This window comes from Methanococcoides orientis, from assembly GCF_021184045.1.
Classification (GTDB): domain Archaea; phylum Halobacteriota; class Methanosarcinia; order Methanosarcinales; family Methanosarcinaceae; genus Methanococcoides; species Methanococcoides orientis.
This window is the reverse complement of record NZ_CP073710.1, coordinates 2,392,994-2,406,643: the sequence shown is the minus strand read 5'-3', so window position 1 is coordinate 2,406,643 and position 13,650 is coordinate 2,392,994. Positions and strand designations below refer to the sequence as shown.

The 13,650-nt window shown below is 44.8% G+C and carries 10 protein-coding genes; 2 read left to right on the top strand and 8 right to left on the bottom strand.

The features are described from left to right. The first annotated feature begins 81 nt into the window (after positions 1-81). Positions 82-603: a helix-turn-helix domain-containing protein gene (locus J7W08_RS11710; RefSeq protein ID WP_233085783.1), complete on the top strand. Its 522-nt coding sequence runs from the start codon at positions 82-84 to the stop codon at positions 601-603. Between the two features lie 197 nt (positions 604-800). Here the strand turns inward: J7W08_RS11710 and J7W08_RS11705 are convergent, their stop codons facing one another. From J7W08_RS11705 to J7W08_RS11680, 6 genes are all read right to left on the bottom strand, one after another. Next, entirely contained in the window at positions 801-4,340 is a 3,540-nt protein-coding gene (locus J7W08_RS11705; protein ID WP_233084604.1) for an MA0829/MM1976 family S-layer protein, read from the bottom strand. 26 nt (positions 4,341-4,366) lie between these two features. After that, a complete protein-coding gene (thiL, locus tag J7W08_RS11700; RefSeq protein WP_233084603.1) occupies positions 4,367-5,362 on the bottom strand; it encodes a thiamine-phosphate kinase in 996 nt (331 codons plus the stop codon). Positions 5,363-5,424: 62 nt separating this feature from the next. Then, positions 5,425-6,300 (bottom strand): DUF4349 domain-containing protein, encoded by an 876-nt coding sequence (locus tag J7W08_RS11695; protein WP_233084602.1) that lies wholly within the window; start codon positions 6,298-6,300, stop codon positions 5,425-5,427. A 67-nt stretch (positions 6,301-6,367) separates the two neighbouring features. After that, positions 6,368-7,153 (bottom strand): anaerobic ribonucleoside-triphosphate reductase activating protein, encoded by a 786-nt coding sequence (locus tag J7W08_RS11690; RefSeq protein ID WP_233084601.1) that lies wholly within the window; start codon positions 7,151-7,153, stop codon positions 6,368-6,370. Positions 7,154-7,175: 22 nt separating this feature from the next. After that, the gene (nrdD, locus tag J7W08_RS11685; RefSeq protein ID WP_233085782.1) at positions 7,176-9,467 is read right to left on the bottom strand and encodes an anaerobic ribonucleoside-triphosphate reductase; all 2,292 of its coding nucleotides are present in this window, start codon (positions 9,465-9,467) and stop codon (positions 7,176-7,178) included. Between the two features lie 109 nt (positions 9,468-9,576). Then, on the bottom strand, positions 9,577-9,828 hold the full coding sequence (locus tag J7W08_RS11680) for a glutaredoxin family protein (RefSeq protein WP_048193657.1): 252 nt from the start codon (positions 9,826-9,828) through the stop codon (positions 9,577-9,579). Positions 9,829-10,219: 391 nt separating this feature from the next. Between J7W08_RS11680 and radB the strand changes: the two genes are divergently transcribed. Beyond that, complete coding sequence (gene radB / locus J7W08_RS11675) at positions 10,220-10,888, top strand: DNA repair and recombination protein RadB (protein ID WP_233085781.1); 669 nt, start codon at positions 10,220-10,222, stop codon at positions 10,886-10,888. A gap of 26 nt (positions 10,889-10,914) precedes the next feature. Here the strand turns inward: radB and J7W08_RS11670 are convergent, their stop codons facing one another. Further along, positions 10,915-11,667, bottom strand: coding sequence for a tRNA (adenine-N1)-methyltransferase (locus J7W08_RS11670; protein ID WP_233084600.1), 753 nt, complete (start codon positions 11,665-11,667; stop codon positions 10,915-10,917). After that, positions 11,664-13,514 (bottom strand): HD domain-containing protein, encoded by a 1,851-nt coding sequence (locus J7W08_RS11665; RefSeq protein ID WP_233084599.1) that lies wholly within the window; start codon positions 13,512-13,514, stop codon positions 11,664-11,666. The genes J7W08_RS11670 and J7W08_RS11665 overlap by 4 nt, the downstream gene beginning before the upstream one ends. Between the last annotated feature and the right edge of the window lie 136 nt (positions 13,515-13,650).

The following is a 13,650-nucleotide window of genomic DNA, read 5'->3' as shown; positions in this document are numbered from 1 at the left end:
TGCCCTCATTATGTCCTAAAAGTATTAATACGAAGCGAAATATATCCTTTATGGAAATCGGAGTGTAGCGGAGGAATTAATATTAGCGTTGCAAATAAGGTTATTGATGCTGCTTTTGAATCAGATGAGGCATTTCAGAACACACTTTTGAAAGTCATAAAAGAAGACCTTGAGCTCACAGCAATAGAGTTCTCAGAATATGCAAATATTCCCCCAAGCACGCTTTATAAGCTCATGTCAGGGAACAGGGAACCGAACATGAGGACACTTCGCCAGATAGTGAAGACCATCCGAACGATCGAGGGTTCCGAAAAAGGAGATTTCATTGCAGTCATAGCTGCACGTCCTGTACTGGACAATATAAATGAAACAAAGAGAAAGATCTCCGGCACCCTTTGCACCATCAGAGAATACTCCGCCACATCAATGGAAGAAGCCATCATCGCTGCCGTGCGTGCCGAAAGGGAAGGTGCCAAAGCACTTGTGTGTGCACCGATTGTAAGCACAACTGTTGAAAAGATAATCCGCATCCCTGTTGCAACCATCATGCCAAAGAACAGCCTTGTAGAAGCTATCGAAACAGTAGCACGTAAGATCGAATGAGCGATCTTTCACTATTTTCTTATTTTACATACAGAACATCCAGAACTTGACAATTTGAATAGCCATAGGCCTGTAAATAGAATAAATAAAGCCTGGATATAGTAAAAACAAAATCGAAAATAAAGTAAAAAAGAAAAGAGATGCTGCCAGACATTACTTCTGCCGGCAGCTTATCGGACCAGTTGGTCCAAATTCAGTTATTCCTTACCTCTTGAAAGCAGGTTGGAAATCCTCTCAGAAAGTGCAGCCATTGCTTCACTTGCCTTAGGACCTGCAGTCTCAACTGTCCAGCCACCTGCTGTGAACAGGTATGCTGCACCACCAAGAACTGCTACTGCTAAACCACCAAGCAGGTAAACTATGGTACTTACACCTTCAACTACTTCGAGGGTTGCAGTCATTCCTCCAACCTTCACAAGATAGCTGCCAGGTTCTCCGGCAGTGTAATCGAAAGTCACTTCTGTAGATTCATTGATACCAAGAGCGATCTCCTGGAAATCTGTCACATTATCGTTGACCTTCAATTCAAGTGAGTAACTACCTTCTGCATTACCATTGTTCACAGCATTCAATGTGATCTTCACATCCTTGCCGGACCTTACCTCGATCGGATCGAGCACAAGATCACTGAACTCGAACTTTGCCTGCATTTCCTTAACCTCGATGTTCAGCTCGGCATCCAGGAAACCGGACTTTTCAGCAACGATCTTGTGCATACCAGGCTCAGTAATAACATCTGTTACAACACCATCACTACCGGTCTGTCCAATGGTCTTACCATCAAGAGAAATTCTGACATCATCCATTGGATCTCCACCAATAGCTTTCACGATGGTGAATGTCACAAGGTTACCCTCATAGATGACCTCAGGAGTGACTTCAATGCTCATCTTCCTGCTCAGGTCGTCAGGTGATATTACCTCGACTTCAGCAGTTCCAGTAGCATAGCCATCTTTCTCAGCAGTTATATCGTAGGTGCCATCAGAAACGAACTCATATTCCACTATACCTTCATCATCTGTGGTACCAAGTGTAAGACTTCCTGCTTTGACAGTTGCATCACTGATAAGAGAGCCACGTGATGTTACGGTTATGACTACCTCATCACCTTCTACAGTAACCTCTGGATCTATTTCTACATCAAGTGCCTCATCCGGTTCAACGGTTACTTCGACGAATGGGTAGTAGCGAAGAGTGTTGGAGTCTGCAACCTTGAACTGGATTTCACCCATGATCTCGATCTCATCACCATCGGAAAGTGTTATTTCATCTTCATTTTCCATTTCGATGATATCATCCTCAATGTTAGAAACTTCCATTTCACCAAAGTCATCACCCTCTTCGATCTCAAGATAGTCTTCAGATATCTGGAAGATACCTTCAACAAATACGGCTGTTGACTCCCTTCCACTGAAGATCTCATCGAAATTGATGACAATTATAGGTACATCTTCGGCATCACCCAGATCCTTGTCATAAATGTAAGGATCTCCTGAAGACAGAATTGTGGAGTCTACGCGGTCCCCATCTTTATTGAGTTCCACAAAAACCTTTTCTCCATTAATATCAACCTCAAGAATATCCAGTGCATATCCCTCTTCCAGAATTAAAGAGGAACCACCATAAACAGACTTCTTGTCATCGTCATCGATCAGGACCTTGGAAAGCATACCTTCTTCCATCAGGCTAACTTCATCGAAACCAGATTCAAAGGCATCATCAGGATAACCGGCAAAGTATTTCTCTGCCATGAAACCAATTACCTCATATTCGCCCCATGAACCATATTCAAAGGAAACATTATCCGGTCTTGTTGTATAGGTCAGGTTGCCTTCCTCAATATCGTTTCCATCAAGACCAAGCACTTCAAGTGATTCTGTGCCTATGCCTTCATCGATATTATAGTAGAAACCTTCAAAGTTCATAGGAGTCCATTTGAAAACGTCTTCCTCTACAACAGTACCTCTGAGTTCGTAGGTCCCAGGTTCAGACATGTCCACAAATGGTGCAAATCTCAAAGTACCACTGTCTGCAACAATGAATTTCAATTTACCCATGATGTCAACAATGTCACCTTTGTCAAGGGAAATGTCATCTTCGTTTGACATTTTAATGCTATCGGAATCAACGCTGTCAATCTCCATTTCTCCAAAGTCATCGCCCCTATCGATCTCCAGATATTCATCAGAGATCTGGAAGATACCTTCAACAAAAACAGCGTTTGTCTCAATTCCACTGAAGATCTCCTTGAAATAAACTGCAATTATAGGGACATCATCAACATCGCCTATATCTTTCTCATAGATGTATGTGGAACCTGAAGAAAGGATACCCTCATCAATCTCATCGCCGTCCTTTGATAGCTTGACGTATACCCTGTCACCGTTTATGTCGACCTCTACAATGTTCAGTACATATCCATCTTCAAGGACAAGTCCTGCACCTGTATAGACAGATTTCTTGTCATCGTCATCGATTAGAACTTTTGAAAGTATGCCTTCTGACATCAACGGGACTTCATCGAATCCAGGTCCAAAAGCATCTTCAGGATAACCGGCGAAATATTTCTCTGCCATAAATCCGATGACTTCATATTCATTCCATCTGCTACTCTCAAATTCGGTTTCGAAAGCCTTTGTTTCATATGTAAGATCTCCAGAATCAATATCCCTTCCAATGTCCTCCATGGTCATTGATTCAGAACCTTCGCCAGTGTCAAGGTCATAGTAGAAGCCGGAATAGCTCAGGTAATTCCAGGTGTATTTGTCTTTAGATTGGATATCTTCTTCCCAGATGCGGTCGCCTGAATAGAAGGTCTTTGGCTGGACTTCCCAGTTCCATTCCTGAGAAGCGGTCCCATTTGGATTGGAAACATCAACACGTACAGTGTAAGTTCCAATAGATGTGGGGGTGATCTCATAAGAAGATGAGAAACCAGAATCTGTTTGTTTTGAGACATCATCAAGATACCACTCAAAAGTACAATCCTGATTTGTAGTTGCATTGAAAGTCTGAAGTTCGTTTACAAAAGATTCAGGTTCATCATCTGATGGCTCAAAATCAGTAATACTAAGACTCGGATTTGCCACATCCCATGTCCATGAATGACTGTCATTACCATTTGCATTATAGATGTATGCTTTGACAGTGTAACTTCCAAGTTCTGCAGAAGCATTACTATAAGTAGAAGTTGAAGAAGCAGTTGCTGAACTGTTTTGAACTTCGGTGTCACCTATTGTCCAGACAACTGTCACATCCTGATCAACATCTACAGAGAAGGCCTGTGAATCACCAGTATCAGTTTCAACAGGATCTGAAGATGGAGAAGGGGAAGGGGAACTTATTTGTGGCGCAGGTATAGATGTAACTGTTAATGTTCCAGAAGGTTCATTCGAACTACTGCCATTAGCGAAGGATGAAAATGTATAACCATAATCCCCTGAAGAGAAAGGACCTACAGACGAATTAATATACATTTTACCATCTGTAGTATTAACGTCACCCAAATCTACTGGATCTAATGTATAATCGCCACCATTGATTGTCAACGTCACATAATCAGCAGTGTCATTATCATCATCTGTGAATTTTACTTCAAATGTGAAAATTTGTGACGTGTCGCCACCATCTGGAGACACACTTTCATCAGATAGTACAGGGTCAGCACCCATCGCCACCCCACAGCTCATCCCTACGATGAGCAAACTCATTAGTAATAATTTAAAACCTTTATTCATTGTTTAATTCTCCGAATATTGTATGATTATATGTTATCAAATCTTCCTAAATGCACATAACCTTTTCGATATATCGAAACTTCTGCATCCTCTCTGTTTATCATAGTTATTAAAGTGTCATCAGTAACTTCGCCTACAACATTTAAATAACAAACGGATTTCGCGGCTTCCAGCATCGAAGGTGAGACTGTGAAAAGCAACTCGAAATCTCCGCCTGTGTAAAGAGCAAGATCAAGGGCATCATCATCCCCTACAAGAGAGCGAACTTCATCATCAATTGGAATCTGGTCCTCATATATCCTGAAACCGATGCTGTTGGCATCCATCAGATCATAAAGGGACATCGCCAGCCCGTCACTTGTATCCATCATGGAAGTTACCGCACCAGTCTTTGCAAGCTTCTGCCCCTCGTCCGTGCGTGGGACAGGTTCAAGCAATGTATTCAGCAGTTCATCGCTGACATCAAGGTCGTGCTGGATCGCCAGCAGTGCAGCACCAGCAGAACCTGCGTTTCCTGTAACACAGACAAGGTCGCCAGGTTTTACCCCGGTCCTTCTCAAAAGGTGTTCTTTCTTGACCATTCCGAGGGCTGTTCCTGTTATTGTCAGCTCGTCGTGGAGATCGATGTCACCACCGATGACCGATGTATCACAGAACTTTGCACAGGCATCCATGCCACGGGAAATATCCTCGGCATCCCCCAACTGCATATCATTCGTAACCCCTAGAGCTGAAAGGAAACCCACAGGTTTTGCACCCATGGAAGCCACATCGCTCAGGTTAACAGCAGCGGACATCCAGCCGATCTGCCAGGGAGTCATAACAACAGGAAAATCAGTCTTCCGATGAAGCATGTCCGTGGTAATGACCATGCAATCCTCATCTGAGACATCCAGGACAGCACAATCATCCTTTCCTGCGCCTGCCATGATGGAGCCACATTCATCCTGGCTGAAGATACCGCATAGTCTGGAAACAAGTTTGCGTTCAGCTATGTCGGAAATAAGATCAGACCTATCCATGGGATACCTTATAGATTCAATATTTATTAGCAATGTGGTTAAAAAGAAGGGAAAAGAAAGAATTATCGCCATACCCTTCTCTTAACAAAGATAGCTGCACTGCCAACAATGGTCACGAATATCAATATTGGAAGAGCGATTCCGATAAAGATGATGATACCATTGACGCTGGCTATGAAACCACGCACGGAATCGGACAAAGCATCCCGAAGTCCCCATGAATGAGTAATGTTGCGAGGCTCGGAGACACTTACAGATATAGTAGAGAAATCGATCCTGTCGTTAAGATAATTGAGCCTTCCTGTGAGGCTTTCGATCTCACCGCGAACACGTCCAAGTTCCTTTTCCACTTCAAGGACCTCTTCCACGGTGGTAGCCATTTCCAGGATCTCCTGAAGACGTTGTTCCTGCTTTTCCATGTTCGACAGGCGTGCCTCCACATCGATATACTCCTCGGTCACATCGACACCGCTGGTGCTCTTTGAGGTCACCTTCCCGAGAGCTTCGATCCTGTCAAGTACAGTATCATGTTCAGCTGTCGGGACACGTATGGTGATGTATCCGGACATGCTTTCGCTGTCCCCATAGTAAGTATCATAGACAGATGAAGAGGAAACATAGCCATCATATTCAAGTGCTATATTGCCAATTGAATCAACTGCTTCCGGAGCGTCCTTTACTTCAAGGGAAACATCAGAAGTAGTTATCACCTTGCGTGTTATACTGCTTCCTGTGGATTCCCCGCTGTCAGCTACATTGAAAGAGCGGTCATCAGAATCATACCAGGCCTCATCTGCACTCAGTTCGGCCATCTTGTTCCCAAAGGAAAAGCTTTCTTCCTGTGGTGCATACTGAGTATTGCTGTCAGTTGAAAGGCATCCTGCTGCAATAACGCAGGTAAGCAGGAAAATAAATAGTAATGGATATGTTCGCTTCATGTTGCTATGCTCCTATAACATTATAAATAAAGCTATAACGCGAACATATAAAGTTTTTACTTAAACTTCAAACGGATTCGAAGTTAACCTGTTCGTTGCCACCTTCTTTTGTCCTGATCCATACATTCCCGACAAACTCATGGGCACGTCTGGCAAGTTCCAGCATCTCATCACGAGAAAAGGGTGTAATGTCACGCAGGTCCTCCCTCATTGAGTGAGCTGGCTGACCCTGCTGAATCACATACGGAACATTCGAAATTGAAATATACGGAACAATAGAACTTGCGATCGCTGCGATGTCATCAGGATCCCCTACAAAACCACGTATTGCAGTGGTGCGCAGTTCATATTCCACTTCCCTGTCAGTGACAATGGATAATGTCTGCTTTACCTTTTCCACAACTTCAGCAGGATCAGGAACAATAACATCATCGCCGTACCCGATGGCCTTGCCATACATCACAGGATCGTCCAGAGAACCCTTGACATCGATGAAGAACTTATCCACAAGACTGCCATCGATCAGTTCTTCCACAACTTCCGGATAATAGCCATTCGTATGGATCCCCACAAGCAGTCCTTTTTTCTTTGCATAGGCAGCCAGGTGCATTACTGCTTTCTTTTGCACAAGCGGTTCACCGCCTGAGAACACGACGCTACTCACAAAGAGTGAGGAAGAATCGATCTTTTTCTCAAGTTCCTTTGCATCCAGCATATCAGAACCTGTAAGGATCTCGTAGTTCTGGCAATAGGGACACCTGTAGGGACAGCTACGTAAAAAAAGAACGACTGACGCCTTTCCGTGCCAGTCAACGGTTGATATGGGGATGATCTCCCCAAAATTCACTTTCATCAGATACCAGACATCCGGCATATCAGATCATATCGGCAGAAGAGTAACGTTTACGGTCTTCCAGTTCCTGCCTCTTTGCAGCATTCCAGCCACCAACAGCCTGAATGTATCCGGTAACCCTTGAAAGCTGTTCAACGTGATCGGATCCGCAATTCTCACAGTTTTCCTTGAGACCTGCCATCATGTGATAATCATCCATACAAACGGTCATGTCCTTGGTGAATGCAAAGTATCCTACCTGAGTGTTCCTTGCAATGTTCATTGCAAAATCCTTCAGACCTTTTGCATCAGGTGAACCCTCGCCCATCCAGATGTGCATGATATCTCCACCGTCAACGATAGGGAAGAACACATGTTCGATGTTGATCCTGTCAACCAGGGATATGTCTGCTCCCGGAGGTACGTGAGTACCGTTGGTATAATAGACCGGCAGGTCGTGAGTTTTCTTTATACCATCCACTGCTGCCTTAACATCGCCTTTTGCAACGGTGAGTACCTTTTCACTGTACTCCTCGTGAAGCATATCGGAAACTGCGAACCTCTGGCCGGTGGTCTCTGCAGGAGTCCTTGCAAGAGCGATCTCCATACCATATTTCTCCGAAAGTTCTCTTCCATACATCTCCATCTCTGTCATGGCACGGATAGCAACCTTGAAAGCTGCCTTTGACTGATGCATCTGGGAACCTGTGTGATACTGGACCATCTCATTAAGGCCCACAACACCGATGGTGAAGACCAGCGAATCAATATCCACCGCAATTGCACCTTTCTTACCGCTTATCGGGTCCTTTGGCTGCTGTGTTGCAAATGGCATCCTGCCATTGTCGATGATAGGCGTCATCCACTTGACCTTTGTCTGGAACACTTCCATTGCCTCATCCATAAGGTGCTTCAGGTGAGCGAACAGCTTCTGGTCATCACCGTCTGCCTCATATGCAGCCCTTGGACAGTTCAATGAAACTACCTGCCAGGAACCCATTGAGAAATGTTTTCCTTCCCTGAAGTACATCTTGTCCTCGAACTCAGCATCATCTTCAGGAGTTGCGGAGAACTGGTATGCACAGCACTGGTAACAGGATATGCCCTCTCCGGCTCCCCTGTATTCAGGAAGCTGGTTGTCAAAGTACGGAGTTCCGTATTTTGCGGTCAGTTCAAAGGTCATGGTGTACAGTTCATCATAGGTTGGAAGGTCCGGATTTGCACGGTTGAACATCTCGTCCTCTGTCATGAAATCAGGCTCAATGGAGATCTCAGGCTTAGGGAAGTTGAATGGTTTGCCCCAATAGTCGCCTTCCAGCATGACGTTCATAAGTGCCTTGAATCCAAGTCTTACTTCACGCTCATAGTCACCATAGACACGCCTGTCAGTATCATTGCTACCATCCCAGACACGACCCTTGTAGACCACAGGCTTGTCCTTCCACATCTTCGGGACACCAGGAGATAACTGTACTGAAGAGAACACAAGCTGACCACCACGGGCCACCATCATCTGCGTCATCTCATAGACGAACATCTGCATGAGCTGCTCGATCTCTTTGTATGATTTGCCTTCAAAATATGGAGCACAGAAGGTAAGGAAATTGTAGAATCCCTGTCCGCCTGCAAAGTTGGTCTGGGCGCTTCCAAGAGCCTTTACAGCATGCAGCATTGCAACTTCTGCTTTCATGGAAGGTCCTGCCACGCTTGCCTTTGCACCTGATCCATCAGGCATCAATCCATAATAGAAGAAATACCTGAGATCCCAGTCCTGGCAGAAAGCACGGGTACCAAAATATTCAAGGTCATGAATGTGCAGGTCACCGTTGAGGTGAAGGTCTGCAACCTTTGGTGGGAGCAACAGAAGGTACTGTTCCTTTGAGATCTTATCAGCTTTCTTCTTGTGGGAAGTTTCAGCGTTTTCCTGCAGGTTGGCATTCTCATTTGCCTCAAAGCCTGATCCCTGGTCGATCTCACATGCATCGAAAACAGGAGAACCTACCCTTGTGGAGACATTACGCCATTCAAGATGTCCACGCTCCAGCAGGATCATATTTACAAGTTCCCTGATAAGCGGACCTGAGAGGAACTTTATGTTCATACTGCGGATACGCTTCTCTGTTTCCCTGGCAATATCATGAGCTTCATCTTTTGTGATGGAATCGATCCCATGGTACCACTCACTCAGCGCAGTTTCCTTCAGTAACTGGTTCACCACGATATTGCGGTCCCAGTTCACCATATGACCATCGGTTGTTCTAACCTTTGGCATTGTTGAGATAAACTGGCCGTCAAGTGTCTGCTGCATGGACTGCGGTTCGGTGAGAGGCATCATGTCAGCTCCCAGCTTATCTGCAGCCTGATTCTGCTCCTTTGTACCCACTTCTATTTCCCCCTCGGGATCATCGATAAGCTTTGTATTAGATGACAAATGATCACTTCCCTTATAGTATATCTTTTAGTGAATCGAGGTTCACGCCTTCGCTGTTAAAGAGCTCATCATATGTCAGGAAATCATCATCTATCTGTAGCACCGGAGCTGTAACTGTGAAAACACCGTTGACACGTAACTCTGTCAATGATTCGGGAGTTGACATGTCAGCCTCAGTGAAAGCCACATCGTTTGCTTTTAATACCTTCTTCAGCTGCACACATTTCGGGCATGTTTCCGTTGTATAGATAATAACACCAGGCATATTTCTTCCATCCATTTGATCTTTAAACATAAGCAAGAGACCCAACACACAAACCCCCCATAGCAACTGAAAAATAATAATCGAATTCAGTAGCCCCGGTATAATGCGGGAAAGACCTCTACACGAGTAAACCAATAGTATGGAGTTCTCAGTTAATAATGCTTTTTACACCTACAACTGAATAACAACATAACATAGGAGGTAACAAATATGGTAACAAATAAAAGAGTTCATCATTATAATAATGAAATGTGCCAAACCATGTCTGTTACCAGTATTGATACAAAACGAGTAAGACTAACTGGAACAACCAGACAAATGACCTTTGCCAAAAGATGTATATCATAAATTCCATAATACCAGATACATCCCACAAGCAGAGGTGTAGAAAATAAACAAACAGCTAGCATCAGGCTGCCATCCCATAGACGAACTTCTAGGAGGCGGATTCGAAGCAGGAGTGGTTACCCAGATATTCGGAGAAGCCGGCAGTGGTAAAACGAACATATGCCTCCAGCTTGCTGTGGAATGTGTTAAGAAGGGGAGGAAAGCGATCTTCATTGACACAGAAGGAATCTCTGCCGACAGATTCAGGCAAATAGCCGGGGAGAATGCCAAAGAGATCGCACAGGACATAATAATCTTCGAGCCACATACTTTTGAAGAACAGTATTCTGCAGTAAGGGAAACTGAAAAGATAAGCACCGAGAATGTCGGTCTTATTGTCGTGGACTCTGCGACCGCATACTACCGGTTAGAACTGGACGATGATGATTCAAGTATCAGGACACGAAGAGAGCTATCGAACCAGATAGGATTCCTTCACAGCCTTGCACGTAAGCGTGGCATCGTGGTGGTAATAACCAACCAGGTATACTCAGATATCAGTACCAATACGCTCAAACCAATAGGAGGCAGCGGCCTTGAACACATATCCAAGACGATCGTCCAGCTTGAAAGAACAGGCACCGGCACACGCCGTGCAAAGCTCTGGAAACATAGATCCCGTCCCGAAGGTACCACCTGCGAATTCACAATAACCGCAGATGGTGTCAGGTAAATTCTTTTTTTAGATCACTGCCATAGTTATATCCTGGCAATGGTAATGTAACCAGTGTGCCCGACCCTTGAAGTTGAAGGACGTGTACCGCGGTCTGAGAAGGACATAGCACGCTCAATACATTCAATCGTCCTTACTTCGAAGAAATCAGCTTCATCTATTGCTTTTCTTATCTGGCCAGTCTGTTCAAGGAACGGAGAATAAGTAACAAGGAAACCACCCGGAGCCAGTATGGAAGGAACATGAGGCACAACACTTGCCGAATCAATTGTATCAAGGATCACTGCATTGAACTTCTCGTCAAGGTCTCCGACCTCATCAACGATATTCCCACAGCGAACCTCCACATTTTCCAAACCTGCACGGCGGATATTCTCACGGGCCACATCAACGAAGTCCTCCCGTATCTCAAAGCTCAGTACCCTCTTTGCAATGGAACCCAGATACATGGCAAGGATGCCTGACCCGGTCCCCGCATCGAGCACAACATCGTTCTTGTTGATGCCGGTATAACCCAGTATCATACCTATGTCCTTGGGCATGATAGGTGCGCCGGTGCGCTTTGCATGTCTGAAGAAATCCGGCATCCTTGGAAGCTGAATCACGAACTCCTGACCCATGTGGGAAACCACAGTATCGCCAGCATCTTTTTCCAGAAGCTCTGACATCTCGATCATACCAAAGTCCGTGTGGAACTTTTCATCAGATACTGATGTAATGAATTCCCTTATCTTTCCTCTGTGGCTGGTCTTTAACAGCACTACTTCACCTAATTTCATCTATTTGCACCTGATGTCCTTTTTTTCCTGTCCCTTTGGTACCTTGCCAGAGGAATTGTCACAATATCGCGAGGTATTGAATGTTTGTTCACTGTAAGATACTCGGTTATCATCCCGAACTCACGCCCATAGGAATCAACAATCGAAGCAGCATACTGCACACCTGCATCGGTGAAAGCATATTCATAACGCTGCCTGAAGCGTCCGTCCTTCTCAAAGTAGCGCAGATCCTCGTCCACAATACCCATGGCGACCAGCAGCTGAATGTCCTCATAGACCTTGTTGCTGTAAGGGAAACCGTATCTTGTGTGGAAATCATAGTCGAACAGGTATTTTAACCTGCTGTCCTCCCTGAAGAATGCTACATTCCGATACAGCCATGTAATGTTCCTGATACGTGGAATTGAGATGAAGCCGTCCTTTTCCACCTCGAAAAGCTTGTGGATAGCATAAAGAAGAAGAATCAGACCTTCGATCGGCAGGTACTGATCACCCCTTATAAAATTCAGCAATCTCGGAGAGAGGTCATCAACAAGATCACGCATCTTTTCTTGTGCGGAGGCCAATTCTGAACCTATAGCTGCATCCGGATGAGTGAAAGCCGTAAGGGACATCTGCCTGGATATAGCACGCACCAGTCCATTGGCAAGAGCAGATTCATCATAGAAGAAATTCTCATGACCACCTGCGATGACCATTGCACTCTTTGGAACACCTGTTGCAATGCTAAGGTCCACAAGCACATCACCTAATTCCTTCTCAAGCCCTTTCTCCAGCATTTTTGTTGCCACACCGTGTTGTGCGATCGTGGAAAGTGCCATCCTTGTTCCGGGAGAGAGCGTCTTTTGATTGAACCTTGCCACAGGAGTATATATCCTGCCATCACGGATATCGCTCAACAGCTTCCTTGAAGTCTCATCGCCATTCCTGCTTATCAGATTGAGCAGGTCAGCATCATTATAACTTGTAAAGAACTCTGCCACCATTTCAGCAACTGCCTCATCTCCCATTTCTCCCCTCAGTTTTAACAAAGTGCTTTCCAGGGCATTCAGAAGCATCACCCTCACAGACTGTGTGAGAGGGTGATGTATGATAGCAGTGTAGTGATGGGAGCGGGCAATAAGCATGGATTCTACTGCTGCAAGTGTCAGTTCCTCACCGAAACTTCCAGCCTCAGGATCACCAAGGACCACATTATCCCCCCTGATGCAGAGACATTGTATGATCTGGTCAAGATCGATGAGCCCCAGCGATACCCCCGTATGATACGAGTCCCTAAGCAAAAAGTCGATCCGATCTGCATCGATATCACCGGACATCAATTGTGAAAGGTACGGTTTTTCAATGGAAATATCACCTGTGGCGATCTTTGAGATCTCGGAAAAGAAATCATAAGGGTCCCGACCAAGCTCATCATTTACAAATCTGGAAATAACAGACGTTCCCGGCAGGACCTCTGAAACGATATGTTTTGTAAAAGCCTCATGCGTAAGGAAGCCTTTGCCATTCACTTTCGGCCTTATCTCAGGATCTCTTTTGAGGATACTTTCCACAGCGTGAGAAAAAGCAGAATGACCAATGTCATGAAGAAGACCTGCAAGCCTGAGTTTCAGTACAGACTCGTCCTCAAGTTCAAGATAATTACCTAAAAGAGATGCTGTGTGCATGGTACCAACGCTGTGCTCAAAGCGTGTATGATTAGCACCTGGAAATACGACGTCTGCAAGCCCTAGTTGCTGTATGCCCCGAAGTCTCTGGAACTGAGGAGTGTCGATCAGAAGTTGTTCTAATTCGGATAAAATGATAGTTCCGTGAACAGGGTCATGGAACACCCTGGGTTTTGTCATTAGACAATAATATGAAAAGACCATATATAAAAAGAATGTCAGGACTATGCCAAAAAATGGTTTCATTAATTGTAAGATTACCGGAAGAACAAATTGAATACTTTTTTAACTGGAAGTGCCATTAGAGGTCATGAAG